This is a genomic window from Delftia lacustris, assembly GCF_040267515.1.
In the GTDB taxonomy this organism is placed as follows: domain Bacteria; phylum Pseudomonadota; class Gammaproteobacteria; order Burkholderiales; family Burkholderiaceae_C; genus Comamonas; species Comamonas tsuruhatensis.
Genome location: NZ_CP141274.1, coordinates 5391500 through 5416580, shown reverse-complemented (window position 1 = coordinate 5416580; position 25081 = coordinate 5391500). Strand labels below are relative to the sequence as shown.

Sequence of the window (25081 nt, the reverse complement as noted above, 5' to 3'; positions counted from 1 at the left end):
GTGGGCTGATCAGACCAGCCGGACGGCTTCCAGCTCTTTCTTGAGATAGGCGTAGAACAGCGGAGCCGCCACCAGGCCTGCAGGGCCGAACACCGATTCGGCCACGAACATCACCGCCAGCAGCTCCCATACGCCCATGTGCGTGCGCTGGCCCACGACCTTGGCGTTGATCACGTACTCGGCCTTGTGGATCAGGATCAGAAAGCCCAGGCAGGCGGCGGCGGCCACAGGGGACACCGACAGGCCCACGATGGTGATCACCGCATTGCACAGCAGGTTGCCCACGATGGGCACCAGGCCTGCAATGAAGGTCAGCGTGATCAGGGCTGGCGTGTAGGGCAGGGTCAGGTTCCAGTGCGGCAGCACGCCCAGAAGGAAGATGGCCGTGAGAAAGGTATTGAAGGCCGCAATCCAGAACTGGGCCGCCACGATCTGGCGGAAGGCCAGTCCCATGAGCCGGATGCGCTCGCGCAGCGCTGCCACCAGGGGCGGGCGGCGCGTGACCATGGGACGCACGGCGGCCAGGGCGCCGATGATCAGGCCCACGTAGGCATAGAGCAGGCCGGTGAGCCAGGCGCGGCCCGCATGGGCCAGGGCGCCGGCCTTGGCGGCCAGGTAGCTGGCCAGCAGGTGCTGGATTTCCTGTGCGCCGTCCGGCAGCTGGTCGGCCATGTCGGCCGGCAGCTTGTCACGCAGCTCCAGCACCGTGTGCGCCAGATAGTCGAGCAGCTCGCGGTACTGCTGTGGCGCGTCGGTGATGTAGGTGCGCGTGTGCGACAGCGCGCCGCTGAGCAGGGCCAGCGGCGCAAGAATGACGATGGTGGCTGCCACCAGTTGCGTCCAGCGCGGCAGCGAGCCGCGCCGGGACTTGGGCTGGGCGCGTGACAGCAGCCCGGCAAGCGCGCGCGTGACCAGAAAGCCCACGCAGACGCACAGCATGCCCGGCAGCAGCCCCTGCCACATGATCAGCAGCAGGGCGCCGGCCATCAGCACATAGCTGGACAGCGTCACGCCGCGCGTGGGCGCGGGCTGCGGGGAGATGATGGGCGAGGGCAGGTGCTGGGTCATGCGCTGCGGGCCCGTGGTCAGCGGACCTCGACAGGCTCGCCCTCGCCGCGTGCGGCGATGCGTCCGATGGTGTGGACCGTCTCGCCCAGCTTCGCGAGCGTGGCGGCCGTGGCTTCGGCAGCCTCGGCGGGCACGACAACGACCATGCCGATGCCGTTGTTGAAGGTGCGGTTCATTTCCACGGCGTCGATGCCGGCCGTCTTCTGCAGCCAGGCGAACAGCTCGGTCTGGGGCCAGCTGCCGGCATCCAGGTGGGCGGCCAGGCCTTCGGGCAGCACGCGGGGGATGTTCTCCAGCAGGCCGCCGCCCGTGATGTGGGCCAGCGCCTTGATGGGGTGCTGCTCCAGCGCCGCCAGCACGTTCTTCACGTACAGGCGCGTGGGTTCCATGATGGCCTGCTTGAACGGCTTGCCGTCCAGCGTGTCGGGCAGGCTGCCCTGGCTTTCGGCGCGCTCGATGCACTTGCGCACCAGGGAGAAACCGTTGGAGTGCACGCCGGCCGAGGCCAGTCCCAGCACCACGTCGCCAGCAGCCACGCTCTGGCCCGTGAGGATCTTGGACTTTTCGACGGCGCCGACGGCAAAGCCGGCCAGATCGTATTCGCCGGCCGGGTACATGCCGGGCATTTCGGCGGTTTCACCGCCGATCAGTGCGCAGCCCGACAGCTCGCAGCCGCGCGCAATGCCGCCTACCACGGCAGCGGCCGTGTCCACGTCCAGCTTGCCGCAGGCGAAGTAGTCGAGGAAGAACAGGGGCTCGGCGCCCTGGACCAGCACGTCGTTGACGCTCATGGCCACCAGGTCGATGCCGACGGTGTCGTGCATGTTCCACTCGAAGGCCAGCTTGAGCTTGGTGCCCACGCCGTCGGTGCCCGAGACCAGCACGGGCTCCTTGTAGCGCTTGGGCACCTCGAACAGTGCGCCGAAGCCTCCGATGCCGGCCATCACGCCTTCGCGCATGGTCTTCTTGGCCAGCGGCTTGATGCGCTCGACCAGCGCGTCGCCAGCGACGATGTCGACGCCGGCGTCTTTGTAGGAGATCGGGGTAGAGGAGGGGGCAGAAGAGCTCATGGATGGGTACGGTGCGGTAGGCCCGAGGCCGGGCTGGAACCCCGGGATTCTACGGCGCCGGCCGCCGGCAGGCGCGCGCGCCAGTGGGCTTCGAGGGGGCTTTCGTTGCACAAGCGGGCCGGCTGCCGCCGTGCCGTGCGCCGCGCAGACTAAAATCCCTGTTGCGCCCGGGAACGCCCCGGCGTCGCCCGCCTTGCCGCAGCGCTGCGGCAGGGCGGGCCTGTCTTTGCTATCAACCCAATGCCGTTGCCGATTCCTTTGCCTGCTTTTGCCGCATGGACCCGCCTGGACACAGGAAAGGGGGCGCTGCGCGTATGTCGCAGATGAAGCAGCTGGCTCTGGATATCAGCATGGCGTCGAGCCCGACGCTGTCGCGCTTTTTCGTCGGCCCCAATGCCGCGGTGATCGATCATTTGCGCCATTGGGTGGGCGATGGCCGCATGCAGACGGCCCGCACGCCAGTGCCCACTTATCTTTGGGGCGAATCGGGCTCGGGCAAGACCCATCTGCTCAAGGCCGTGCGCGAGGCCCTGCGCGAGCAGGGCGCCATGGTGGGCTGGATGGATGCCTCCACCCTGTTCCCGCCGCCCTTCGACGAGCGCTGGGCGGCAGTGCTGATGGACGATGTGGACATCTACACTCCGCTGCAGCAGGCGCGGGCCTTCAACTGGTTTGTGAATGCGACGAGCCCGGCCACGGGCTCGCCGCGCTGGGTGCTGGGGGCCGGCCCGCTGCCGCCGGCAGACCTCAAGCTGCGCGAGGATCTGCGCACGCGGCTGGGCTGGGGCCATGTGTTCCAGTTGCAGCTGCTCGACGAAACCGCGCGCCGCGCGGTGCTGCGCCAGGAGGCCGATGCCCGTGGCGTTTTTCTGGGCGACGATGTGATGGACTACATGCTCAAGCGCTTCTCGCGTGACCTGGGCAGCCTGATGCAGCTGCTCGACATGCTCGACGGCTTTGCGCTGCGCAACAAGCGCGCCATCACCATTCCGTTGCTCAAGACGATGCTGGAAACCGAATGAGCCCGCATTTTCTTGTGGGCAGGGACTGCGGGAGCCGGCGGAGCCTGCGTTGCAAGGGCAGCGCGGGACCCATTTTTTTAGGATATGCATGACCTCTGATCAGAAGCAACTCCGGCCCCGGCTGGCGTTGTTCGACCTGGACCACACGCTGCTGCCGCTCGATTCGGACTATGAGTGGGGCGAGTTCACGACGCGCATCGGCTGGACCGATCCGGTCGAGTTCGGCCGCCGCAATGCCGAGTTCTTCGCGCACTACCAGGCGGGCACGCTCGACGTGCACGACTATGTGCGCTTTGCCACCGAGGCCTTCTGCGCCCGTGGCGCGCAGCAGGCCGCCGAGGCGCACGAGCGCTTCATGCGCGAGGTGATCACCCCCGCCATCCGTCCCCAGGCACTGGAGCTGCTGCGTACGCACCAGCAGGCGGGCGACCAGATCATCATCGTCACGGCCACCAACGAGTTCGTGACGCGCCCCATCGCCGCCGCCCTCGGCGTGCAGGAATTGATCGCGGTGGAACTGGAGCGCGACGCGCAGGGCTGGTTCACGGGCGAGATCCGTGGCACGCCCAGCATGCGCGGCGGCAAGGTGCAGCGCATGCAGCAGTGGCTGGATGCGCGCGGCCTGCAGTGGAGCGGCGTGGAGACCTTCTTCTACAGCGACTCCTGGAACGACGTTCCCCTGCTCGAGCGCGTGGACCACCCCGTGGCCACCAACCCCGACACTCGGCTGCGCGCCCTGGCCCAGGAACGTGGCTGGCGCATTCTGGACCTGTTTGGCGAAGCACCATGATCAAGAACATCATCGACAAGCTGCTGGGCAAGGCCTCGGCCGCTCCACGGGCGCGCAAGTCGCCCTTCGGCAAGCGCCAGGAGGTGCCCGTGCAGGTGCACGGCATCGACCCCAACCTGGTGGACCGGCGTGCCATCGACGTGGTCGAGACGCTGCAGGATGCGGGCTACGAGGCCTACATCGTCGGCGGCGCCGTGCGCGACCTGCTGCTGGGCCTGCGCCCCAAGGACTTCGACGTGGCCACCAATGCCACGCCCGAGCAGGTCAAGGGCCTGTTCCGCCGCGCCTTCATCATCGGCAAGCGCTTTCGCATCGTGCACGTGGTCTATGGCCGCGGGCGCGAGAACGAGGTCATCGAAGTCTCCACCTTCCGCGCCTTCCTGGACAACAGCGCGGCCGAGGCCGTGAGCGGCAACGAGCGCACCAGCAAGGCCCAGCTCGCCGGCATGCACCATGCGGTGGACGCCAGCGGCCGCGTGCTGCGCGACAACGTCTGGGGTCCGCAGGACCAGGATGCCACGCGCCGCGACTTCACGATCAACGCCATGTACTACGACCCGCGCACGCAGATCGTGGTCGACTATCACAAGGGCATTGACGACGCCAAGAAGCGCATGCTGCGCATGATTGGCGACCCGGCCACGCGCTACCGTGAAGATCCGGTGCGCATCATCCGCGCCGTGCGCTTCGCCGCCAAGCTGGCGGGCAAGGGCTTCAAGCTCGAGCCCAAGACGGCCAAGCCCCTGGTGGAGTGCGAGCCGCTGCTGGCCGATGTGCCGCAAAGCCGCCTGTTCGATGAAATGCTCAAGCTGCTGCAGACCGGCCATGCGCTGGCTTCGGTGGAGCAATTGCGCGGCCTGGGCCTGGCGCGCGGCATCTACTCGCTGCTGGATGTGGTGGTCGAGCGTGCCGAGCAGCCCTTCGTGCAGGCCGCTCTGACCGATACCGATCGCCGTGTCGAGGAAGGCAAGCCCGTGGCGCCCAGCTTCCTGCTGGCCTGCGTGCTGTGGCATGACGTGAAGACCGGCTGGGAGCGCCGCCTGAACCAGCGTCAGCACCCGTTTCCCGCGCTGCAGGAATCCATCGACGAAGTGTTCGACCAGCGCATCGGCGATGTCTCGGGCCGCGGCAAGCTGGCCGCCGACATGCGCGAGATCTGGGTCATGCAGCCGCGCTTCGACAAGCGAACGGGCGCCACGCCGTTCAGCCTGGTGGCCCAGCCGCGCTTTCGCGCGGGTTTCGACTTCATGCGGCTGCGCGCCGATATCGGCGAGGTCGAGGAAAGCCTGGCCAGCTGGTGGCAGGAGTTCCAGAATGCCGACGACGCGCGCCGCGACGACCTGATCGCCCAGGCGCGCGACGAGCAGCGCGCCCGCCAGCGCAGCGCCGAACCCAAGGTGCACCGCGTGCCCAAGGTCCGCCAGCCGCGCGATGGCGTGAACCTGGCGGAAGGCGTGCAGCCTGAGGATCCCGCACCGGCACAGGCTGGCAGCGAGGAGGCTGCGGCGCCCAAGAAGCGGCGGCGCCGCCGCCGCAAGCCCCAGGGCGGGGGCGATGGCGGCATGGGCGGCGATGAATGAGCCAGGCCACTGGGTCGCCATCGGCCTGGGCGCCAACCTCGGTGACTGCGGCCAGGCCCTGGGCCAGGCCTTGAAGGCCATCGGCGGCCTGACGGGCACGCGCCTGCTGGCCGTCTCCTCGCTCTACAGCACGGCGCCCATCGATTCCAGCGGTCCCGACTATCTGAACGCCGTGGCCGCTGTGCGCACCACGCTGCAGCCGCTGGCGCTGCTCGATGCGCTGCAGGCCATCGAACTGGCGGCCGGGCGCGAGCGCCCCTACCGCAATGCGCCGCGCACGCTGGACCTGGACATCGAGCTGTGGGGCGACGAGCGCATCGCGCTGCCGCGCCTGAGCGTGCCGCACCCGCGCATGCACGAGCGCGCCTTCGTGCTCGTGCCGCTGGCCGAGATCGCGCCTGAGCGCGTCACGCCCGCGCAGCTGCAGGCCGTGGCGGGGCAGGGCATCTGCCTGGCGCACAAGCCTGGCTGGCATCTCCGGCAAGCCTGAATCCCGACAGTGGCCTGAATGAAAAAGCCGCAGCGCCCTGAGGGCGGCTGCGGCTTTTTGCCAGGCGGGACGCGGTGGATCGACTCAGTCCACCTTCGCTCCGGAGGCCTTGACGATGGCCTGGTACTTGGCGCGCTCGGCCGCCATGAACCTGTCGAACTCGGCGGGCGTGGAGGACACGGGCTCGGCCATCAGGGTCTCGAAGCGGGTCTTGGTCTCGGGCGCGGCCAGTGCGTCGGCAAAGGCCCGGCTCAGCTTGTCCAGCACGGGCTTGGGCGTGCCGGCCGGGGCCACCAGGCCCCACCAGGTGTCGATGGAAAAGCCGGGGAAGGTCTTGGACAGTGCGGGCACGCCGGGCAGCAGCGTGGTGGGGTTCAGCGAGGTCACGGCCAGCGCCTTGAGCTTGCCCGAGCGGATATTGGGCGCAGCGGCAGCCAGGTTGTCGATGTTGAAGTCCACCTCGCCCGACAGCAAGGCCAGCTGGGCCGGGTTGGCGCCACGGTAGGGCACGTGCAGGGCGAAGATGCCGGCTTTTTGCTTGAGCATTTCGCCCGCCAGGTGGCCTGCGCTGCCGTTGCCGCCGCTGCCGTAGTTGAGCTTGCCGGGGTGGGACTTGGCGTAGGCGATCAGGTCGGCCACGCTGTGGATCTTGAGCTGCTCGGCACGGGCCGCATTCATCACCAGCACGTTGGGCACGCGCACCATCTGGGTGATGCCCGCGAAGTCCTTGCCCGCGTCGTAGGGCATCTTGGTGTACAGCCAGGGATTGACGGCATGGGTGGCCGTGGCGGCCAGGCCGATGGTCATGCCGTCCGGCGTGGCGCGGGCAATGGCGTCGGCGCCGATGTTGCCGCCGGCGCCGGCCTTGTTGTCGATGATCACCACTCCCAGGGAGTCACGCACCCGCTCGGCCAGCGCGCGCGCGGTGATGTCCAGCGGACCGCCGGGCGCATAGGGCACGATCAGGCGGATGGGCTCTTGCGCCAGGGCAAGCGGGGAGGCCAGGGCAGCAGCGGCCGCCATGACCGAGAGAAGGCTGTTTCTACGGTTCATAGGGGCGCTATTGTGCAAAAAAATTGCGACACCTGGCTGCGCGCAGGTATGGGAAGCAGTTTTTCTGCGTATTGCTTGATCCGTGCCACCTTCTGCGCACTCAGGAAGCCTTGTCGGCCTCGGAGGTGAACGCGTCCGCGTAGAACTCTTCCGCCGGCAGGCCGCGTTGCTCCACATAGGCATGGCGTGCCGAATCGACCACGATGGGCGCACCGCAGGCATAGACCTGATGGCCAGACAAGTTGGCAAAGTCGTCCAGCACGGCCTGGTGCACGAAGCCCGTGCGGCCGGTCCAGCCGTCTTCCGGCAGCGCGTCGGAGACCACGGGCACATAGCACAGCTGGGGCATGGCCTCGGCCTGCTCGCGCACCCAGGCGTCGAGGTAGAGGTCCTCGGGCCGGCGTCCTCCCCAGTACAGGGTGACGGAGCGGGTGATGCCCTTGTGGCGGATGTGCTCCAGCAGCGCCTTGATGGGGGCGAAGCCCGTTCCCGAAGCCAGGAAGATGAGGGGCTTGTCGCTGTCCTCGCGCAGGAAGAAGCTGCCGAACGGGCCCTCCACGCGCAGGATTTCCTTTTCCTTCATGGCGCCGAACACGTGGTCGGTGAACTTGCCGCCCGGCATGTGGCGGATGTGCAGCTCCAGCCCCGGTGCCGTGTCCTGCACATGGGGGGCCGTGGCCATGGAGTAGGCGCGGCGGGCGCCGTCGCGCAGGATGAATTCCACGTACTGGCCTGCGTGGTAGCGGAACTTGTCTGCAGCGGGCAGCTGCAGGCGCACCTGCATCACGTCGTGCGACTTCTTCTCCAGCGTGGCCACGCGCACGGGCATCTTCTTGATCGGGAAGGCGCTGGCATCGGTCACCTGGCGCGACTCCAGCACCACCGAGGTGCTGGGCGTGGCGCAGCAGGTCAGCACATAGCCGTCGGCCTCTTCCTGGGCGGTCAACGCTTTTTCCGAGTGGGCGCCATGGGTGACCTCGCCGAGCAGCTTCTTGCACTTGCAGGAGCCGCAGGCACCGTCCTTGCAGCCATAGGGCAGGCCCACGCCGCAGCGGATGGCGGCGGCCAGGATGGTCTCGCTGCCCTGCGTGGCGAAGGCGCGGCCGCTGGGCTGTACGGTGATTTCGTGGGAAGCGTTGGCTATCTCGGTCATGTTCTCGGTATCCTCGGGGGCGCTGGCGGCGCGTGGAGCGCGCCGGCGATCTTCTTTCCCGGACGGACATGCCGCTGCCGCGACCGGCGGCGCGCGGGTGGCCGCCCTCGCAACAGGCCAGGATTTTGCCCTCAAACCAAAACCCATTGGGCGCGCTGCCGGCGCGCTTTCGACGCGAACGCGTGCTCATCGTCGGCTGCGGCGACGTGGGGCTGCGCGTGGCTGGTGCATTGGCGGGCGCGCCCGTCGCCCGTTCGGGTGCCGCACGACGGGGCCCGCGCGTGCTGGCCCTGACGCGTGGCGCCGAGCGCCTGCAGGATCTGCGCGGGCGCGGCATCACGCCGCTGCTGGGCGATCTGGACGCGCCTGCCACGCTGCGCCGTATGGCCGGCCTGGCCACGCGCGTCGTCCACCTGGCGCCGCCGCCCAATCCGCCTGCCGGCGAAGATGGCTGGTGGCTGGACCCGCGCACCACGGCTTTGCTGCGCGTGCTGCGCCTTCGCGGCCGGCCGGCCAGCCTGGTCTATGGCTCGACCTCCGGCGTCTATGGCAACTGCGAGGGCGCCTGGATCGACGAAAGCCGCCCGCCCGCACCGGCCACGGCGCGTGCCCAGCGCCGCGTGAACGCCGAGCGAGCCGTGCGCTTTGCCGGGCGCGGCGGCCTGCGCGCCAGCATTCTGCGCATCCCGGGCATCTATGCGCCGGACCGGGAAAACGGCACGCCGCGCGGGCGCCTGCTGCGAGGGACACCCCTGCTGTGCGCCGCAGAGGATGTCTATACCAACCACATCCATGCCGACGACCTGGCCCGCGCCTGCGTGCGGGCGCTGTGGCTCGGCCGGCCGCAGCGCATCTACCACGCCAGCGACGATACGCAGCTGCGCATGGGCGACTACTTCGACCTTGCGGCCGATCTCTATGGACTGCCGCGCCCCGCACGCATCACGCGCGAGCAGGCGCAGCGCGAGCTGCCGGCCAGCCTGCTGAGCTTCATGGGGGAGTCACGCCGCCTGCGCAACGAGCGCCTGAAGGAGGAGCTGGGCCTGAGATTGCGCTACCCGACCGTGGAGCAGGGGCTGCGCGCCTGAATCAGCGCGGGTGGATGCCGCCGTTGGTGTCGTAGCAGCGGAACACGTTGCAGTGCGAGATGGGGGCCGAAGGCGGCAGCGGCTGCGGCGGCACGGGGCGTCCGACGATCCACGGCCGGTTGATGGCATTGGGCTGCAATGCGCGCGATTGCTGCAGCTGTTCATAGGCCTTGGGGCCCAGGCAGGCCATCTCCATCTGCTGCTGGGCGGCCTGGCTGCGCGGGCCCCAGGTGGCGGGATCGGGATTGGCCTCGGCCAGGATGGTGTCCAGGCGGCGGCGCGCCTGCTGGCAGGCCGGGGAGTCGCCGCCGTCGCGCTGGGCCGAGTTCTCGCGCTCGCGCCGGCTGCGTGCCTCACGCTCCTGCTGCTGGGCACGCGTGCGGCGCTCGGCCTCTTCGCGGGCCAGTTGCTGGTTCTTGCGCTCTATGGCGGCGGCGGACTGCGCGCGCTCGCGCTCCAGCTCTTCGGGGCTGGGGGCTTCCTGCACCTGCACGCGGTTTTCGCCGTCCTTGCAACTGCTGTTGGTGTAGGTGACGCGGCCGGTCTTGGCGTCCGTGCAGCGGATGACCTGGGCCGAGGCCGGGCCTGCGATGAGCGCCAGCACCAGCGGTACAAACATCGGTACAAGCGCCGCCAGCGCCCAGCGCGCGGCCGCCGATGAACGGCGGCCGGTGTGGCCAAGGTCTTGGGTGCGGTGCATGGCGGTTTCCTTTCCCATCACAAGCGGCACAAGGATGTGGTGTATTGCCGATTATGGTGCGGCGCCCAGGGGCTGGAAATGCCGCCGGTCAGCCGTTCAGCGCCAGTGGCGCGGATCCTGGGTGGGGTAGGGGTTGCCGCCGCCCTGGCTTTCACGCTGCATGCGCTCGATGGCGCGTTGCTGCTGCTCGCGATCACGCTGCTGCTGCTCCCGGTCCCGTTGCTGGCGTTCGCGCTCGCGCTGCTGCTGGCCCTGGTCGCGTTCGCGCTCCCGCTGCTGGCGCTCGGCTTCGCGGCGCTGCTGCTCCTGCATGCGCTCGCGCAACTGGCGGTCGCGGTCCTGGGCCTGGCGGTCACGGTCCCGGTCGCGCTCGCGCATTTCACGCTCGCGTTGTTGGCGGTCACGCCAGGCATCGCGGTTGCGTTCCTGCTGGATGCGCTCGCGCTCGTACTGCAGGCGCTCACGTTCGCGCTGCAGGCGCTGGCGCTCGTACCAGCCGTTGTCCGGATAGGCGGGCTGCGTTGGATACGAGGGGTAGACGACGCCGCCCGACGGATAGCTGGGATAGGACGGGTAGCTGGGATAGCTGGGGTAGCCGGAGCCCATGTCCGAATAGCCATCGGGCGGCACGGCGCAGGCGGTGACCAGGGCTGCAAGGCCAAGGCCGGCCAGCAGGCGCAGGGGGCGCAAGCCAGGCTGCGGGCGCTGCTGCGTGGGGGAGGCGTTGGTTCGGGTCATGGTGTGGTGTCCGGGCAAAGGCGTGTTTCCTGTCTGGATCTCTTCATATGACGTTTGACAGGCCTCAATGGTTGACCTGGATCGTCCTGGCGAGGCAACGACGGCGACAGCGGAGCTTCTATTTTGATAGCAATTGGTCCATGTGCTGTAGGTGCTTCCAGATGAAATCCGCAGGCACAGCGCGCAATGGCTGCGGTCGCCCCGATCGCCGCAATGGCATCTGCGCGGGACTAGAATGGCCGCTGTCTTTGGCGGCGCGCAGTCCGTGCGCCGCAAAGCAGCGTTCTCAGGGCGGGGTGAAATTCCCCACCGGCGGTATCTGGATCTGTCTTTCGGCATGTGTCCAGCAGCCCGCGAGCGCCCGGCTAGCCGCAAGGCCGGCCGGGGTCAGCAGATCTGGTGAGATGCCAGAGCCGACGGTCACAGTCCGGATGAAAGAGATCGCGCAGCACCTGCATGGCAGGCGCCATGCCCATGGTTGTCCCATGGGCTGTGCCGCGCCATGCGGCGCCATGGCGCGCGCCCTGATTCATTTGTCTCATCTCGAAAGAGCACCATGAATCAGACTCCTGTCTCCTTGAACTTCTCCGCACACGGCACGGCCTCGGGCACGCCGTGGAAGGCCGTCGCGGGCCGCAGCCGCGTGGCCGTGATCTGCGCGAGCTGGCATACCGATGTCGTGCACCAGGCGCGCGACTCCATGGCGGCCGAGCTGCAGGCCCAGGGAGTGGCCGCGCAGAACATCAGCCACTTCAACGTGCCCGGCGCCTTCGAGATCCCGCTGCTGGCCAAGAAGCTGGCCGACAGCGGCCGTTTCGACGCGGTCATCGCCTGCGCGCTGGTGGTCAACGGCGGCATCTATCGCCACGAGTTCGTGTCCTCGGCCGTGATCGACGGCCTGATGCGCGTGCAGCTCGATACCGAAGTGCCGGTGTTCTCGGCCGTGCTCACGCCGCGCGATTTCCACGAACATGGCGACCATGTGGAGTTCTTCCGTGCCCACTTCGTGAAGAAGGGCGTGGAAGTGGCGCATGCCTGCCTGGCGGCGCTGGACCAGCTGGCGCAGGTACAGGCACTGGGCCAGGCGCGCGCGGCGTGAGCCGGCCAGCCTCCCAGCACAGCTTTGGCTGGGGATGGATTCTCGTAAACACTGAGTTGGGGCCGAGTGTCGCGGTCCCGTCACGCGGCGTGACGCGCCATTGCCAAGCCGCGATGACGGGAATAACGTGACGGCCTGTTTCAACTGAGGAGTGCGCGATGAAGATGTCCCGGAAGTTGTGTATTGCGGCCGTCGTGGCCGGCATGGGTGGCGTGGCCATGGCCCAGGAGCAGGTGATCCGCATCGGCCACATCGGCCCCGTGTCCGGACCCCAGGCCAATTTCGGCAAGGACAACGAGAACGGCGTGCGCATGGCCATTGACGACCTCAATGCCAAGGGCATGGAGATCGCCGGCAAGAAGGTCAAGTTCCAGCTGGTGGCCGAAGACGATGTGGCCGATCCCAAGCAGGGCACGGCCGCTTCGCAGAAGCTGTGCGACGACAAGGTCGCCGGCGCCGTGGCCTTCCTCAACTCGGGCGTGGCCATCCCCTCGTCCAAGGTCTTCCAGGACTGCGGCATTCCCATGATCACGGGCGCGGCCACCAACCCCGACCTGACCAAGCCCGGCTGGAACACCACCTACCGCGTGATTGCCAATGACAACGCGCTGGGCGCGGCGCTGGCCAAGTACGCGGCCGAAACGCTCAAGCTCAAGACCGTGGCCATCATCGATGACCGCACGGCCTACGGCCAGGGCCTGGCCAATGTGTTCAAGAAGGATGCGGAAAAGCTGGGCGTGAAGGTCGTGGCCTCGGAGTTCACGAACGACAAGGCCACGGACTTCATGGCCATCCTGACCTCGATCAAGGCCAAGAAGCCCGAAGGCATCTTCTACGGCGGCATGTATGGTCAGGCCGGCCCCATGCTGCGCCAGATGGCCCAGCTGGGCATGAACGATGCCAAGTACTTCGGCGGCGACGGCCTGTGCGTGCCCGAGCTGGCCAAGGTGGCCGCCGGCGCCAAGCCGCTGGACAACGTGATCTGCGCCGACGGCGGCGCCTCGCTGGCCAAGATGCCTGGCGGCACGGAATGGAAGAAGCGCTACGACGCCAAGTACCCCGGCCAGTTCCAGGTCTACAGCCCGTACTTCTACGACGCCACCATGATGCTGGCCGACGCCATGAAGCGCGCCAACTCCTGGGACCCCAAGGTCTACATCCCCTTCCTGCAGAAGGCCGACTACTCGGGCGTGACCTCCAAGATCGCTTTCGAGAAGAACGGCGAGATGAAGAACCCTTCGTACACGCTGAGCGTGTTCAAGAACGGCCAGAAGACGGCCCTCGACTGAGAGCCTGTCCTCCCTTCGTTTTCATGCCCGCCTTGTGCGGGCTTTTTTTATCGGCCCGGGACCTCGGCCGGGGCCTGCGCCGGCGCATCGACCACGCCGGGCAACTGCGCCAGATAGGCCTGCAGCGCGGCAATGGCCTGGCGCACCTTGGCGGGCTGGGCCTGGCGCTGCGGGGTGACGGCCCAGATGTCCAGGCCGCCGAAGTCCCAGTCGGGCAGCAGGCGCACCAGGCGTCCTTCGGCCACCGCGTCGGCAACGTCCATGCTGCCCAGCAGGGCCAGGCCCAGGCCGGCCTCGCACATCTGCTGGAGGGACAGTTGGTTGTTGCTGGCCACATGGGGCTGCACCTGCAGGCTGTAGGTCTCGCCCGTGGCCGGGTGGCGTGCCTCGGCCCGCAGGGCCTGGCCCTGGCCTTCGCGCGCAAGGCCCAGCCAGCGCGCGCTGGCCAGCGGTGCCGGGTGGCGCCAGGCCGCGCCGCCGCCGTGCTCCTGTATCCATGCGGGCGAGGCGCACAGCCAGTTGCGCATGGCGCCCAGGCGCCGGGCCGCCCAGCCTGAGTCGGCCAGACGGCCAAAGCGCAGCGCCAGGTCGATGCGGCTTTGGATGAGGTCGATGGGCGCATCGTCCACATCCAGGTGCAGGCGCAGTGCCGGATGCCGGGCCAGCCAGCTGCCCAGGGCCGGCGCGATGTGGCGCGCAAAGCCCACGGTGGCCGACAGGCGCAGTTCGCCGCCGGGCTCGTCGCGCGCGGCGGCCAGCTCGGCCCGCGCCTGGCTGGCGGCCTGTGCCATGGCGGCGCACTGCTGGTAGTAGCGCTCGCCCGTGTCGGTGAGGGCGATCTGCCGGGTGGAGCGGTGCAGCAGGGTGACGCCGCCGTCGCGCTCGAGCTGGCGCACCTGCTGGCTCACGGCCGAGGGGCTCATGCCCAGGGCGCGCGCGGCGGCGCTCATCGATCCGTGCTGCACCACGGCGGCGAAAACGGCCATGCGTTTGTAGTCGTCCATGGGCTGTATTGTGAAGTGGTGCTTCAAGCTGTTGGTGAAAACTGCCGTCTTCCGCAGTGATTGTGAACGACGTAATCTCAATGCCATCGTGAACAGGCGCCCAGGCGCCGCAAAGGAATGAAGATGAAAGTGGCACTCATTGGCGCAACCGGCTTTGTGGGTTCGGCGGTATTGAAGGAGCTGCTGCAGCGCGGCCACGAGGTCGTGGCCCTGGTGCGCGACCCCGCCAGGCTGGCGGCCCAGCCGCATCTGCACGCCGTGCAGGCCGATGTGCTGGATGCCGCCGTCGTGCAGCGGGCCGTGGCAGGCGCGGACGCCGTGGTCAGCGCCTACAACGCGGGCTGGGGCAATCCCGACATCTATGAGGACTTCATGCGCGGCTCGCGCGCCATCGTGGCGGGCACGAAGGCGGCTGGCGTCAAGCGCTATCTGGTGGTGGGCGGTGCGGGCAGCCTCTACATCGCGCCCGGCAGGCAACTGGTGGACACTCCCGAGTTCCCGGCCGCCATCAAGCCCGGCGCCTCGGCTGCGCGCGATGCCCTCAACGATCTGCAAAAGGAGCAGGGCCTGGACTGGACGATGCTGAGCCCGCCGATTGCCCTGCACCTGGGTGACCATGGCGAGCGCACGGGCCAGTACCGCACGGGCAAGGATGAGCCGTTGATGCAGGCCGACGGCCAGCCCGGCACCATCTCCGCCGCCGATCTGGCCGTGGCCCTGGTCGATGCGCTGGACAAGGGCCTGCACCTGCGCGAGCGCTTTACCGTCGCTTACTGAGCACGGGGGCTCCCGGCTGGTGCGCAGGCGGCCTCCATGGCATGCTGGTGCCTGTCACGAACAGGCAGGAGCGCCGCCATGATCGACCACACGGGAATCCTCGTATCGGACTTCGACCGCAGCCGGGAGTTTTATGCGCGGGCGCTGGCTCCCCTGGGCTACGAGATCCTGATGGAGCTGTCCGCCGAGCTCACCGGCCACGGCGACACGGCCGGCTTTGGCGAGCCGCCCAAGCCTGATTTCTGGATCACCGGCGGCGAGCCCAACCAGCCGCCCATCCATGTGGCCTTTCGCGTGGACAACCGCAACATGGTCGATGATTTCCACGCGGCCGCCCTGGCCGCAGGCGGGCGCTGCAATGGCGAGCCCGGCCTGCGACCGCACTACCACGACGACTATTACGCAGCCTTCGTGCTCGACCCCGACGGCCACAACATCGAGGCCGTCTGCCACCTGCCGCCCGCCTGAGTCTCCCTGGCGGCACTGGGGCCTGCGCGGCAGCTGATATCAGGCGGTCGCATGGCGCAGCACAATATTGCGCTGCAACAAAAAAGGCCCCACGTTCCCCATGCCCCCTTCCGTTTCCGCTGCGGCCGGCTCCGTTTCCGCGTCATCCACACCCACGGCCGCCCAGGCCTGGCTCAGCGTGATCGCGCTGGCGCTGGGCGCCTTCGTCTTCAATACCACCGAGTTCGTGCCCGTGGGCCTGCTCAGCAGCATTGGCGCGAGCTTTGGCATGCCCACCGAGCAGGTCGGGCTGATGCTGACCATCTATGCCTGGATCGTGGCCCTGGCCTCGCTGCCCTTCATGCTGCTCACGCGCAATGTGGAGCGGCGCAAGCTGCTGATGGGCGTGTTCGCGCTGTTCGTGGCCAGCCATGTGCTGTCGGGCGTGGCCTGGAGCTTTGCCTCGCTCATGGTCAGCCGCATCGGCATCGCGCTGTCGCATGCGGTGTTCTGGTCCATCACGGCCTCGCTGGCCGTGCGCGTGGCGCCGCCCGGCAGGAAGGCCGTGGCGCTGAGCCTGCTGGCCACCGGCACCTCCATGGCCATGGTGCTGGGCATTCCGCTGGGCCGGATCGTGGGCGAATGGCTGGGCTGGCGCACGACGTTCCTGGCCGTGGGCGGGGTGGCCGCCATCGTCATGGTGGCCCTGGCCCGGCTGCTGCCGCGCCTGCCCAGCGAGAACGCGGGCAACCTGGCCAGCGTGCCCATGCTGCTGCGCCGTCCGGCGCTGCTGTCCATCTACATCCTGCTGGTGGTCGTGATCACCGGGCAGTTCACGGCCTACAGCTATATCGAGCCCTTCGTGCAGGACATCGCGGGCTTCGAGGGCAAGGTGACCACGGCCGTGCTGCTGCTGTACGGCGGCATGGGCATCGTGGGCAGCGTGATGTTCAGCTGGTGGGGCCTGCGCCATCCGCGCGGCTTTCTGCTGGCCGCCATTGGCGTGCTGTCGGCCAGCCTGCTGATGCTGGTGCCGGCCTCGGGCCATGAGGCCTCGCTCTATGTGATGAGCTCGGTCTGGGGTGTCGCCATGATCTGCTTCGCCCTGGCCATGCAGTCCCAGGTGCTCAAGCTGGCAGCCGACGCCACCGACGTGGGCATGTCCATGTTCTCGGGCATCTTCAACATCGGCATTGGCGGCGGCGCGTTGCTGGGCAGTCAGGTCAGCATGCATGCGGGCATGCAGAACATCGGCTGGATCGGCGGCGGCCTGGTGGCGCTGGGCCTGGCCTGGTGCGTCTGGGCCTTCGTGCGCTGGTCTGCCGGCTTCCAGGCAACGGCGCACTGAGGCGGGTCAGCCGCCGGGTGCCCGCATGGCCTGGGCGTAGCGCTGCGGTGCCAGGCGGGACACCAGTACGCAGACCACGAGCACGGCGGCCATCTGTGCCAGCCAGCCGGCGCCGAATCCGCCCGTGAACTGGTGCAGCCGGGCGATCACATAGGGCGCCAGCGCCGCAATCAGAAAGCCGCCGCCCTGCATCAGCGCATTGAGCGCCCCGGCCTGCGTGGGGTGGGGAAGATGGTCGAGCGTCACCACCATCATCAGCGCGAAGCAGCCACCCAGGCCGATGCCGAGGATGACGATGTTGAGCAGCGGCGCCGCATCAGGCCACCAGGCCAGCGCGGCCAGGCCGATGATCTGGCACAGCAGCGTGAACCCCAGCCATGGCCGCCGGTCGGCATGGCGCGCGGCCAGCACGGGCAGTCCCAGCGCGGCGCCGGCCTGTGCCACCGACAGCAGGGCGACCAGGCCGCCGCTTTGCGCGGGGCTCCAGCCGTGCGTCTGGTAGAAGGGTGCAAGCCAGGCCACCATGGCCGCATAGCCGCCGTTGATGAGGCCGAAGCAGGCCATCAGCATCCAGGTGCGCGGGCGCCGGCGCAGCCAGCCGGTGTCTTGCGTGGCGTTGGCCCCTGCCATGGGCGCCGGAGCCGGCAACGCACGCAGCGCATGCCGCGCCAGCGCCAATGCCAGCAGGGCGGGCGCAGTCCACAGCGCCAGCGCAAGGCGCCAGTCCAGTCCCCATTGCACGGCCAGCGGCGAAATCTGGGCGCCCAGGGCGCCGCCGCCCATGAGCGCGGCCGAGTACAGCCCCATCATCTGCGCCATGCGTGCGGGCGACTGGCGCTTGATCAGGCCCGGCAGCACGCCTTGCACCAGGGCCACGCCAGCGCCGCACAGCGCGGCCGTGGCCAGCAGGGTGGCCGCACTGGAGCCCGCCACGCGCAGCGCGCAGCCCAGCGCAATCACCGCCAAGGACCCGACCACGGCGCGGCGCGGACCCAGGCGCTGAAGCGCGGCCGGGGCCAGCCAGGCGCCCAGGCCCATCAACGCCATGGGCAGCAGGGTCAGCCAGGACAGCGTGGACAGATCCATGCCGGTGGCGGACTGGATCTGCGGTCCCAGCGGGCCGATGGCCGTGAGAAACGGGCGCAGGTTCAGCGTGACCAGCACGACGGTGGCCAGCCACAGCGCCGTTGGAATGGCGTGTGCCGCGGCAGGGGTCTCGGTGTGCGCAGGCGCAATGGACGACATGGCTTCAGGCCCAGGGGGCGTTGCCGTACAGCTGGGCCGCCGTGATGCCCGTGTCCAGCCGCCTCAGGGGCAGCGGTGGCGGCTGCAGCGGCATGCGCAGCCGCTGGTAGGCGCCCTCGCTGGACAGGCCATACGGCTGTGCATCCGCGTTGTCGAAGGCGAAGAAGACCTGCTCGGCCCCGGCCATCACCAGCGCCGCCAGGCACATGGGGCAAGGGTGGCCGCTGGCGTAGATGGTGCAGCCGGCCAGGCTGGCGTTGGCCTGGGCGCGCGTGCCCGCGCGCAGCGCCTGCATTTCTGCGTGGGCGCTGGGGTCATGGCTTTGCACGATCTCGTTGACGCCCGTGGACAGGATCTGCCCCTCGCGCGCGAGCAGGGCGCCGAAGGGCCGGCCGCCCCGCAGGCGGTTGTCGTGCGCCAGCTGCACGGCATGGCGCAGCAGGCGGATGTGTTCTTGTTCTTGCATGGGGATGGCTGGGCAATCGGGAGCTGAGGCCGCAGTCTAGGACGGGGGCCATCAATTGGAAAATTAAATGATCAAATGCCAGGCAGTGACAAAGCCACTGAAATTCGCCCAAGCCCCATGCAGCCCTCTTCCATAGACCCCACCCTGCTGCGCAGCTTCTGCGCCGTGGCCGAAACCGGCAGCTTCACGCGCGCGGCGCAGGGCGTGCACCTGACCCAGTCCACGGTCAGCCAGCAGATCCGCAGGCTGGAGGAGCAAATGGGCTGCACGCTGCTGGACCGCAGCGGGCGCCATGTGGAATGCACGCTGGAAGGAGAGCGCCTGCTGGCCTATGCGCAACGCATCCTCGCGCTCATGGACGAGGCCGTGGAGCAGTTGGCTGGCGCCACCGAAGCCGTGCTGCGCATCGGCGTACCAGAGGACTTTGCCGGCAATGCCTTGATGCCCGCCTTGGGCGCGCTGGCGCGCAGCCAGCCGCAGTTGCGCCTGGAGCTGACCAGCGGGCTGTCGCAGGCGATATGGCAGCAGTTCCAGTCCGGCGAGCTGGACCTGGCCATCGTCAAGCAGCGCAGCGGCAGCACGCCCGGCATGGCGCGCTGGCCTGAACCGCTGGCCTGGATAGACAGTGCGCTGCATCCCTGTCACGGGATGGATCCCTTGCCTCTGGTGGTGTTTCCACAGGGCGGCCTGTACCGCAGCGAGATGACGCATGCGCTGGATGCCGCAGGCCGGCGCTGGCGCCTGGCCTATGTGAGCGCCAGCCTGGCCAGCCTGGAAGCCGCCGTGGAGCAGGGCCTGGGCATCAGCCTGCTGCCGCGCCGGCTGGTCGGGCCCGGCCACCGCCTGCTCGACGGCATGGCCGGCTTCGCCCCCGTGCCTGATGTGGAAGTGGCACTGCACGTGCGGGCCCAGTTGTCGGCGCCGGGTCGACGTCTGGCCGGGCGCCTGTGTGAGGTGTGCGAGGCGTTGCTGGGCGTGTCTTAGTCGAACAGCTCGGCGTGCGTGCCGGCTCGCACGAAAATGATCGATTCGTTGGCGCCCTGGCCATCGAGCCGGTAGATCAGCAGGAAATCGCCCCCCACGTGGCACTCCCTGTGATCGGCCCAGTCGCCGGTGAGGGCATGGTCAAGCCACTGAGGCTCCAGGGGGGCGTCGTTGGCAATCAGCAGCAGCATGGCCTCCTTCAACCGCTTCATGTCATGGCGGCCGGAATGCGACAGCCGGACCCAGTCCTTGGCGAAAGCCTTGGTCCGGTCCGATGCGCGGGGAAGGACTGCGCGCTTACTGCTCGCTGCCTTTTTCGAGGTCATGGAGCAAATCGTCCGCGGTGGCAAAGCGTGCCTTGCGCATGGCGCGTGCCTCCTGCATGGCTGCGCGCGTATCGGCGTTGGGTGCCCTGAGGTCGAAGGGCAATTGCTGGTCGGCCACCACGCGCATCAGGAAGACACGTACGGCATCCGACACCGTCAAGCCCATGCCGGCCAGGGTTTCGGCGGCCTGTGCCTTGATCTCTTCATCCACGCGCACGTGGATCATGGTGGTGGTTGCCATGGTGTGCTTCTGCAAAAATGGGTGAGATACATTGTATCTCGCAGGGCAAAAGACAGGTAAGCAGGCAGGTTGCTGGGATGTCGCTTGGCGGCTCCCGCCTTCGAGCCCTCCAGCAAAAATCCCCGCCGTGGCGGGGATGGTCGGTGGAGACGCGCAGGCTCAATCCATCGTCAGGTTCTGCTTTTGCACCACGTCCTTGTAGACCGCCAGTTCGGCCTTGATCTCTTCAAAGAAATGCTCGGGCGTGTCGGCCACGATCAGCGAGCCGGTTTCCTCGATGCGCTTCTTGATGGCGGGGTCCTGCAGCACCTTGCGTGTGGCGGCATTGACCTTGTCCACGATGTCGCGCGGCAGGTTCTTGGGGCCGACGATGCCGTAGTAGGCCATGCGGTTGACGGGGGCCAGGCCCACTTCCTTGAAGGTGGGCACATCGGGCAGCGCTGCCAGGCGCTGGGGCGCGGCCACCACGATGGGCACCAGGCGCTTTTCCTTGACGAAGCCCAGGGCGGAGGGCAGGTTGTCGAAGATCAGCGGAACCTGGCCGGCCACGGCGTCGTTCAGCGCGGGGCCGCTGCCACGGTAGGGCACGTGGGTGATGTCGGTGCCCGTGGACAGCTTGAACATCTCCATCATCAGATGGGTGATGCTGCCGTTGCCGGGCGAGGCGTAGGAGTACTTGCCGGGGTTCTTCTTCACCTCGGCCAGGAACTCCTGGTAGTTCTTGCCCCCGAACTTGGGGTGGGCCGCAATGATGTTGGGCGTGGCCGCGATGTTCACGATGGGCGTGAAGTCGGTCAGCACGTTGTACGGGATCTTGGGGTTGATCGCCGGGTTGGTGGCCGTGGTGGACACGGTGGCAATGCCCAGGCTGTAGCCGTCGGGCTGGGAGCGCGCCGTCTCGGCCGCGCCGATGCTGCCGCCGCCGCCGCCCTTGTTCTCGACCACCACGGGCTGGCCCAGGGCGCGGCCCAGCGGCTCGGCCACGATGCGCGCGATCAGGTCGGTGGTGCCGCCGGCCGCGAAGGGCACGAGCAGCTTGATGGGTTTGGCAGGGTAGCCCTGGGCATGGGCTGCGCCCGACAGCGCGAGGGCGCCGAGGATGCCGGCGAGCGCGATGCGAGTGGTGTGAGTCATGGTGTTGTCTCCTTGAATGGATGTTGTGAGCGTTTGTTGTGAGGCACCGACGGGTGGGAAGGCTGGGTTTTTTTAAGACATTCGTATGGCGGTGCTTGAGGAAAAAGATTTGGAGGAGGCGGTGTTGCCTGGCGCAGGCGATCAGACCACGCCGCGCGAGCGCAGCGCCTGGATGGCCATGGGCGCAATGCCCAGCTCGCCCAGCACTTCATCGGTGTGCTGGCCCAGGGAGGGCGGTGCGCTGCGCAGCACGGGCGGGGTATCGCTCAGGCGCATGGGGCTGGCCACGCCGGCGATGCGCGAGATGCCGTCGCCGGCCTCGCGCGGCAGCTCGACGCGTATGCCGCGTGCGCGCACCTGCGGGTCGTCGAAGGCCTGGGCGATGGTGTTGATAGGGCCGCAGGGCACGGCCTTGTCTTCCAGCAGCGCAATCCATTCGGCCGTGCCGCGTGTCTTCATGAGGGGCACCATCCGCTCCAGCAGCGCCTGGCGATTGCGCACGCGCGCGGTGTTGGTGGCAAAGCGCTCGTCCTGCGCCCAGCCGGCTTCGCCGACGGCGGCGCAAAAGCGCGCGAACTGGCCGTCGTTGCCAATGGCCAGCAGCACGTTGCCGTTGGCCGTGGCGAAGTCCTGGTAGGGCGCCAGGCTGGGGTGGATGTTGCCGGCGCGGCCCGGCGATTCGCCCGTGGCCAGAAAGCCGGCGGCCTGGTTGGCCAGCACGGCCATGCCCACGTCGAGCAGGGCCATGTCGATGTGCTGGCCCCGGCCCGAGGCCTGGCGCGCATGCAGCGCGGCCAGGATGGCATTGCTGGCATACAGGCCCGTGAACACGTCGATCACGGCCACGCCCACCTTCAGCGGGCCGCCTCCGGGCGCCTCGTCGGCATGGCCGGTGATGCTCATCAGCCCGCACATGGCCTGCACCATGAGGTCATAGCCCGCGCGCTCGGCATACGGGCCGGTCTGGCCGAAACCCGTGACCGAGCAATAGATCAGGCGCGGGTTGAGCGCCTTGAGGCTTTCGTAGTCCAGCCCGTACTGGGCCAGGCCACCGACCTTGAAGTTCTCCACCAGCACATCGGCCCCGGCCGCCATCTGGCGAATCAGCTGCTGCCCATCGGGGGTGGACATGTCGATGGTGACCGAGCGCTTGTTGCGGTTGCAGGCCGTGAAATAACTGGCCTCCTGCGTGGCCTGCCCATCGTCGCGCGGCAGGAACGGAGGCCCCCAGTGGCGCGTGTCATCGCCGGCCACGGGCCGCTCGACCTTGATCACATCGGCGCCCAGGTCGGCCAGTGTCTGCGTGCACCAGGGCCCGGCCAGCACGCGGGAAAGATCAAGCACCTTGATGCCAGCCAATGCGGCCGGTGCGGAGGATGTGGAGGACATGAGAGGGAAGAAATATGAGCGTGCCCGATGCCGCTGGTAGTTCAGCTCAGGGCTTGAGCTTCCATCACCCATAGCGTGTGACATGGGCGTGGAACAGGCCAGGGACGCCGAGCAAGAGCCGCCTCGCGGCGAGGGCGTCGTCCCCCTCCGCGAAGCGAGAAGGGGGAAGGCGCGAAGCGCCTCAGGGGGTCAGTTGGCAAAAGCTGCGATGCCAGTCTGCGCCCGGCCCAGGATCAGCGCATGCACATCGTGCGTGCCTTCGTAGGTGTTGACCACTTCCAGGTTGACCAGGTGGCGGGCCACGCCGAACTCGTCGCTGATGCCGTTGCCGCCCATCATGTCGCGCGCCATGCGGGCAATGTCCAGCGACTTGCCGCAGTTGTTGCGCTTGATCAGCGAGGTGATCTCGATCACGTTCTGGTGCTCGTCCTTCATGCGGCCCACGCGCAGCGCGGCCTGCAGGCCCAGGGTGATCTCGGTCTGCATGTCGGCCAGCTTCTTCTGCACCAGCTGGTTGGCGGCCAGGGGGCGGCCGAACTGCTTGCGGTCCAGCGTGTACTGGCGCGCCGTGTGCCAGCAGAACTCGGCTGCGCCCAGGGCGCCCCAGGCAATGCCGAAGCGTGCGCTGTTCAGGCAGGTGAAGGGGCCCTTGAGGCCGCGCACCTCGGGGAAGGCGTTTTCCTCGGGGACGAAGACATCGTCCATCACGATCTCGCCCGTGATGGAGGCGCGCAGGCCCACCTTGCCGTGGATGGCCGGGGCCGACAGGCCCTTCATGCCCTTGTCCAGGATGAAGCCGCGGATCTCGCCCACATGGCCGTCCTCGGTCACTTCCTTGGCCCAGACCACGAACACGTCGGCCACGGGGCTGTTGGTGATCCACATCTTGTTGCCCTTGAGGCGGTAGCCGCCGTCCACCTTGTAGGCGCGGCTGGACATGCTGCCGGGGTCGGAGCCGTGGTCGGGTTCGGTCAGGCCGAAGCAGCCGATGAACTCGCCGCTGGCCAGCTTGGGCAGGTACCTGTTCTTCTGGTCTTCGGTGCCGAATTCATTGATGGGCACCATCACCAGCGAGCTTTGCACGCTGGCCATGGAGCGGTAGCCCGAGTCCACGCGCTCGATCTCGCGCGCCACCAGGCCGTAGCTGACATAGTTCAGGCCCGCGCCGCCGTACTGCGTGGGGATGGTGGGGCCCAGCAGGCCCAGCTCGCCCATCTCGCGGAAGATGCTCACGTCGGTCTTTTCATGGCGGAACATTTCCAGCACGCGGGGTGCCAGCTTCTCCTGGCAGTAGGCATGGGCCGCGTCGCGGATCATGCGCTCGTCTTCGCTCAGTTGCTGGTCGAGCTGGAAGGGGTCATCCCATTGGAAGCTGTTGCGGGCCATGGCGTGGTTTCTCCAAAAAACAAAGAGGTCAAGGGCGGGTCGCTGCCATATGCCAAAGCCGGGCAGGCTGTGGCCATGGAGCGTTGTTGCGACGCATCTTAGAAGCGGGCCTGCGCGTGGCGCAAACGATGTTTGTTCATCCATGAATGCGTAAAACGCATGTATGAATGGGTTGTTGCGGGTTATTCCCTATGATGTGAGGCTCTGAAGTGCATTGAATTCATGAAATATGCGTAGAGCCCTGCCATCCACCCAAGCCCTTGCCTGCTTCGAGTCGGCCGCCCGCCACATCAGCTACACGCGTGCGGCGCAGGAGCTGTCGCTCACGCAAAGCGCGGTATCGCGCCAGATCATTGCGCTGGAGGAGTTCCTGGGCGTGCAACTGTTCCGGCGCACGCGCCACGGCGTGCTGCTGACGGAGGCCGGCACGCAGTACGCCCAGCAGGTCTCGCGCTGGCTGCACGGCCTGGAGCGCGACACGCTGGACATCATGGCCCACCAGGGCGAAGGCGGCCCGCTCAACCTGGCGGCCGTGCCCACCTTCGCCACGCGCTGGCTGCTGCCGCGCCTGCCGCAGCTGGCGCGCGAGCATCCCGAGGTCACGGTGCACATCGACGTGCAGACGCGGCCCTTCCTGTTTGCCGATACCGTGTTCGACGCTGCGCTCTATGCAGGCACGCCCGAGCAGGTGGCACGCTGGCCCGGTGTGCAGGCGCAATGGCTGATGGACGAAGAGGTGGTGCCCGTGTGCAGCCCGCAACTGCTGGCCACGGCCCAGGCGCGCGAGCCGGGCCGGGCCTGGCTGCCTGTGGGGGCGGACATCGTGGCCCGGATGCCGCTGCTGCAGCAAAGCACGCGGCCCTACGGCTGGCAGCAGTGGTTCGATGCCATGGGCGTGGCCGCGCCGCGCGCGCTGGATGGCATGCGGTTGGAGCTGTTCTCCATGCTGGCCGTGGCCGCCAGCCAGGGCCTGGGCGTGGCGCTGATGCCGCCCATGCTGATCGAGCAGGAGCTGGCGCGCGGCGACCTCATCATTGCCTGCCCCCAGCCGCTGCGCGGCAACCGCGCCTACTACCTGGTCACCCCGGCCCTGGCGCCCGATGCCCAGCCCGCGCCCGCCCTGCGCGTGTTCTCTTCATGGCTGCAGCAGCGCGCCAGGGAGCACCGGCCTGCCTGATAATTAAGCAGGCCTTG

26 protein-coding genes and 1 riboswitch are annotated in these 25081 nt (G+C 68.2%); of the genes, 12 read left to right on the top strand and 14 right to left on the bottom strand.

Annotated features, from left to right (window positions below; genetic code table 11):
- Positions 1-9: 9 nt before the first annotated feature.
- Entirely contained in the window at positions 10-1068 is a 1059-nt protein-coding gene (locus tag U6958_RS26245) for an AI-2E family transporter (RefSeq protein WP_016448979.1), read from the bottom strand.
- Between the two features lie 17 nt (positions 1069-1085).
- Entirely contained in the window at positions 1086-2138 is a 1053-nt protein-coding gene (gene purM, locus U6958_RS26240) for a phosphoribosylformylglycinamidine cyclo-ligase (protein WP_074921603.1), read from the bottom strand.
- A 323-nt stretch (positions 2139-2461) separates the two neighbouring features.
- On the opposite strand from purM, the gene hda reads away from it, so the two are divergent.
- From hda to folK, 4 genes are all read left to right on the top strand, one after another.
- Positions 2462-3160, top strand: coding sequence for a DnaA regulatory inactivator Hda (gene hda, locus U6958_RS26235; RefSeq protein WP_026062235.1), 699 nt, complete (start codon positions 2462-2464; stop codon positions 3158-3160).
- A gap of 88 nt (positions 3161-3248) precedes the next feature.
- Positions 3249-3950, top strand: a complete 702-nt coding sequence (locus tag U6958_RS26230; RefSeq protein WP_016448977.1) for an HAD family phosphatase — start codon at positions 3249-3251, stop codon at positions 3948-3950.
- On the top strand, positions 3947-5530 hold the full coding sequence (gene pcnB, locus U6958_RS26225; protein ID WP_070080584.1) for a polynucleotide adenylyltransferase PcnB: 1584 nt from the start codon (positions 3947-3949) through the stop codon (positions 5528-5530). Before U6958_RS26230 ends, pcnB begins: the two co-directional genes overlap by 4 nt.
- On the top strand, positions 5505-6020 hold the full coding sequence (gene folK, locus U6958_RS26220) for a 2-amino-4-hydroxy-6-hydroxymethyldihydropteridine diphosphokinase (protein ID WP_034365366.1): 516 nt from the start codon (positions 5505-5507) through the stop codon (positions 6018-6020). The genes pcnB and folK overlap by 26 nt, the downstream gene beginning before the upstream one ends.
- 84 nt (positions 6021-6104) lie before the next feature.
- Here folK and U6958_RS26215 read toward each other — a convergent pair whose 3' ends face one another.
- Entirely contained in the window at positions 6105-7073 is a 969-nt protein-coding gene (locus U6958_RS26215; protein WP_043790482.1) for a tripartite tricarboxylate transporter substrate binding protein, read from the bottom strand.
- Between the two features lie 100 nt (positions 7074-7173).
- Positions 7174-8226, bottom strand: coding sequence for a CDP-6-deoxy-delta-3,4-glucoseen reductase (locus U6958_RS26210; protein WP_016448973.1), 1053 nt, complete (start codon positions 8224-8226; stop codon positions 7174-7176).
- Between the two features lie 68 nt (positions 8227-8294).
- Between U6958_RS26210 and U6958_RS26205 the strand changes: the two genes are divergently transcribed.
- Positions 8295-9314 carry an SDR family oxidoreductase gene (locus tag U6958_RS26205; RefSeq protein ID WP_208607051.1) on the top strand — a complete coding sequence of 340 codons (1020 nt, stop codon included), beginning with the start codon at positions 8295-8297 and terminating at the stop codon, positions 9312-9314.
- Between the two features lies 1 nt (position 9315).
- Here the strand turns inward: U6958_RS26205 and U6958_RS26200 are convergent, their stop codons facing one another.
- On the bottom strand, positions 9316-10014 hold the full coding sequence (locus tag U6958_RS26200; protein ID WP_074921601.1) for a DUF4124 domain-containing protein: 699 nt from the start codon (positions 10012-10014) through the stop codon (positions 9316-9318).
- Positions 10015-10110: 96 nt separating this feature from the next.
- Complete coding sequence (locus U6958_RS26195) at positions 10111-10752, bottom strand: hypothetical protein (protein WP_016448970.1); 642 nt, start codon at positions 10750-10752, stop codon at positions 10111-10113.
- Between the two features lie 278 nt (positions 10753-11030).
- Positions 11031-11199: riboswitch (FMN riboswitch) on the top strand.
- 109 nt (positions 11200-11308) lie between these two features.
- Between U6958_RS26195 and U6958_RS26190 the strand changes: the two genes are divergently transcribed.
- The gene (locus U6958_RS26190; RefSeq protein ID WP_016448969.1) at positions 11309-11851 is read left to right on the top strand and encodes a 6,7-dimethyl-8-ribityllumazine synthase; all 543 of its coding nucleotides are present in this window, start codon (positions 11309-11311) and stop codon (positions 11849-11851) included.
- A gap of 158 nt (positions 11852-12009) precedes the next feature.
- Positions 12010-13140: a branched-chain amino acid ABC transporter substrate-binding protein gene (locus U6958_RS26185; protein WP_016448968.1), complete on the top strand. Its 1131-nt coding sequence runs from the start codon at positions 12010-12012 to the stop codon at positions 13138-13140.
- A gap of 47 nt (positions 13141-13187) precedes the next feature.
- Here the strand turns inward: U6958_RS26185 and U6958_RS26180 are convergent, their stop codons facing one another.
- Positions 13188-14144 carry a LysR family transcriptional regulator gene (locus U6958_RS26180; protein ID WP_016448967.1) on the bottom strand — a complete coding sequence of 319 codons (957 nt, stop codon included), beginning with the start codon at positions 14142-14144 and terminating at the stop codon, positions 13188-13190.
- A 123-nt stretch (positions 14145-14267) separates the two neighbouring features.
- Here U6958_RS26180 and U6958_RS26175 point away from each other — a divergent pair, with 123 nt between their 5' ends.
- The 3 genes from U6958_RS26175 (at position 14268) to U6958_RS26165 (ending at position 16716) form a co-directional block, all read left to right on the top strand.
- Positions 14268-14921, top strand: coding sequence for an NAD(P)-dependent oxidoreductase (locus tag U6958_RS26175; protein ID WP_074921600.1), 654 nt, complete (start codon positions 14268-14270; stop codon positions 14919-14921).
- Between the two features lie 78 nt (positions 14922-14999).
- A complete protein-coding gene (locus U6958_RS26170; protein ID WP_016448965.1) occupies positions 15000-15389 on the top strand; it encodes a VOC family protein in 390 nt (129 codons plus the stop codon).
- 100 nt (positions 15390-15489) lie between these two features.
- A complete protein-coding gene (locus U6958_RS26165) occupies positions 15490-16716 on the top strand; it encodes a sugar transporter (protein WP_016452582.1) in 1227 nt (408 codons plus the stop codon).
- 6 nt (positions 16717-16722) lie between these two features.
- On the opposite strand, the gene U6958_RS26160 is transcribed toward U6958_RS26165, so the two are convergent.
- Both U6958_RS26160 and U6958_RS26155 read right to left on the bottom strand, forming a co-directional pair.
- Positions 16723-17961, bottom strand: a complete 1239-nt coding sequence (locus tag U6958_RS26160) for a cyanate transporter (RefSeq protein WP_074921599.1) — start codon at positions 17959-17961, stop codon at positions 16723-16725.
- A gap of 4 nt (positions 17962-17965) precedes the next feature.
- On the bottom strand, positions 17966-18427 hold the full coding sequence (locus tag U6958_RS26155; protein ID WP_047217797.1) for a nucleoside deaminase: 462 nt from the start codon (positions 18425-18427) through the stop codon (positions 17966-17968).
- A 117-nt stretch (positions 18428-18544) separates the two neighbouring features.
- Between U6958_RS26155 and U6958_RS26150 the strand changes: the two genes are divergently transcribed.
- The gene (locus U6958_RS26150; RefSeq protein ID WP_074921598.1) at positions 18545-19411 is read left to right on the top strand and encodes a LysR family transcriptional regulator; all 867 of its coding nucleotides are present in this window, start codon (positions 18545-18547) and stop codon (positions 19409-19411) included.
- Here U6958_RS26150 and U6958_RS26145 read toward each other — a convergent pair.
- From U6958_RS26145 to U6958_RS26125, 5 genes are all read right to left on the bottom strand, one after another.
- Positions 19408-19737 carry a type II toxin-antitoxin system YafQ family toxin gene (locus U6958_RS26145; protein WP_026062230.1) on the bottom strand — a complete coding sequence of 110 codons (330 nt, stop codon included), beginning with the start codon at positions 19735-19737 and terminating at the stop codon, positions 19408-19410. The genes U6958_RS26150 and U6958_RS26145 overlap by 4 nt on opposite strands.
- Positions 19709-19978 (bottom strand): type II toxin-antitoxin system RelB/DinJ family antitoxin, encoded by a 270-nt coding sequence (locus U6958_RS26140; protein ID WP_074921693.1) that lies wholly within the window; start codon positions 19976-19978, stop codon positions 19709-19711. The genes U6958_RS26145 and U6958_RS26140 overlap by 29 nt, the downstream gene beginning before the upstream one ends.
- Before the next feature lie 159 nt (positions 19979-20137).
- Complete coding sequence (locus U6958_RS26135) at positions 20138-21112, bottom strand: tripartite tricarboxylate transporter substrate binding protein BugE (RefSeq protein ID WP_074921597.1); 975 nt, start codon at positions 21110-21112, stop codon at positions 20138-20140.
- A 141-nt stretch (positions 21113-21253) separates the two neighbouring features.
- On the bottom strand, positions 21254-22501 hold the full coding sequence (locus U6958_RS26130) for a CaiB/BaiF CoA-transferase family protein (RefSeq protein WP_013803646.1): 1248 nt from the start codon (positions 22499-22501) through the stop codon (positions 21254-21256).
- Positions 22502-22690: 189 nt separating this feature from the next.
- On the bottom strand, positions 22691-23887 hold the full coding sequence (locus U6958_RS26125) for an acyl-CoA dehydrogenase (RefSeq protein WP_016448959.1): 1197 nt from the start codon (positions 23885-23887) through the stop codon (positions 22691-22693).
- 229 nt (positions 23888-24116) lie between these two features.
- On the opposite strand from U6958_RS26125, the gene U6958_RS26120 reads away from it, so the two are divergent.
- On the top strand, positions 24117-25064 hold the full coding sequence (locus U6958_RS26120; protein ID WP_012204131.1) for a LysR substrate-binding domain-containing protein: 948 nt from the start codon (positions 24117-24119) through the stop codon (positions 25062-25064).
- The last annotated feature ends 17 nt before the right edge of the window (positions 25065-25081 follow it).

Coding starts and splice junctions, on each gene's coding strand:
- U6958_RS26245 (WP_016448979.1), bottom strand. CDS start 1,068: ATGACCCAGCACCTGCCCTCGCCCATCATCTCCCCGCAGCCCGCGCCC.
- purM (WP_074921603.1), bottom strand. CDS start 2,138: ATGAGCTCTTCTGCCCCCTCCTCTACCCCGATCTCCTACAAAGACGCC.
- hda (WP_026062235.1), top strand. CDS start 2,462: ATGAAGCAGCTGGCTCTGGATATCAGCATGGCGTCGAGCCCGACGCTG.
- U6958_RS26230 (WP_016448977.1), top strand. CDS start 3,249: ATGACCTCTGATCAGAAGCAACTCCGGCCCCGGCTGGCGTTGTTCGAC.
- pcnB (WP_070080584.1), top strand. CDS start 3,947: ATGATCAAGAACATCATCGACAAGCTGCTGGGCAAGGCCTCGGCCGCT.
- folK (WP_034365366.1), top strand. CDS start 5,505: ATGGCGGCATGGGCGGCGATGAATGAGCCAGGCCACTGGGTCGCCATC.
- U6958_RS26215 (WP_043790482.1), bottom strand. CDS start 7,073: ATGAACCGTAGAAACAGCCTTCTCTCGGTCATGGCGGCCGCTGCTGCC.
- U6958_RS26210 (WP_016448973.1), bottom strand. CDS start 8,226: ATGACCGAGATAGCCAACGCTTCCCACGAAATCACCGTACAGCCCAGC.
- U6958_RS26205 (WP_208607051.1), top strand. CDS start 8,295: ATGCCGCTGCCGCGACCGGCGGCGCGCGGGTGGCCGCCCTCGCAACAG.
- U6958_RS26200 (WP_074921601.1), bottom strand. CDS start 10,014: ATGCACCGCACCCAAGACCTTGGCCACACCGGCCGCCGTTCATCGGCG.
- U6958_RS26195 (WP_016448970.1), bottom strand. CDS start 10,752: ATGACCCGAACCAACGCCTCCCCCACGCAGCAGCGCCCGCAGCCTGGC.
- U6958_RS26190 (WP_016448969.1), top strand. CDS start 11,309: ATGAATCAGACTCCTGTCTCCTTGAACTTCTCCGCACACGGCACGGCC.
- U6958_RS26185 (WP_016448968.1), top strand. CDS start 12,010: ATGAAGATGTCCCGGAAGTTGTGTATTGCGGCCGTCGTGGCCGGCATG.
- U6958_RS26180 (WP_016448967.1), bottom strand. CDS start 14,144: ATGGACGACTACAAACGCATGGCCGTTTTCGCCGCCGTGGTGCAGCAC.
- U6958_RS26175 (WP_074921600.1), top strand. CDS start 14,268: ATGAAAGTGGCACTCATTGGCGCAACCGGCTTTGTGGGTTCGGCGGTA.
- U6958_RS26170 (WP_016448965.1), top strand. CDS start 15,000: ATGATCGACCACACGGGAATCCTCGTATCGGACTTCGACCGCAGCCGG.
- U6958_RS26165 (WP_016452582.1), top strand. CDS start 15,490: ATGCCCCCTTCCGTTTCCGCTGCGGCCGGCTCCGTTTCCGCGTCATCC.
- U6958_RS26160 (WP_074921599.1), bottom strand. CDS start 17,961: ATGTCGTCCATTGCGCCTGCGCACACCGAGACCCCTGCCGCGGCACAC.
- U6958_RS26155 (WP_047217797.1), bottom strand. CDS start 18,427: ATGCAAGAACAAGAACACATCCGCCTGCTGCGCCATGCCGTGCAGCTG.
- U6958_RS26150 (WP_074921598.1), top strand. CDS start 18,545: ATGCAGCCCTCTTCCATAGACCCCACCCTGCTGCGCAGCTTCTGCGCC.
- U6958_RS26145 (WP_026062230.1), bottom strand. CDS start 19,737: ATGACCTCGAAAAAGGCAGCGAGCAGTAAGCGCGCAGTCCTTCCCCGC.
- U6958_RS26140 (WP_074921693.1), bottom strand. CDS start 19,978: ATGGCAACCACCACCATGATCCACGTGCGCGTGGATGAAGAGATCAAG.
- U6958_RS26135 (WP_074921597.1), bottom strand. CDS start 21,112: ATGACTCACACCACTCGCATCGCGCTCGCCGGCATCCTCGGCGCCCTC.
- U6958_RS26130 (WP_013803646.1), bottom strand. CDS start 22,501: ATGTCCTCCACATCCTCCGCACCGGCCGCATTGGCTGGCATCAAGGTG.
- U6958_RS26125 (WP_016448959.1), bottom strand. CDS start 23,887: ATGGCCCGCAACAGCTTCCAATGGGATGACCCCTTCCAGCTCGACCAG.
- U6958_RS26120 (WP_012204131.1), top strand. CDS start 24,117: ATGCGTAGAGCCCTGCCATCCACCCAAGCCCTTGCCTGCTTCGAGTCG.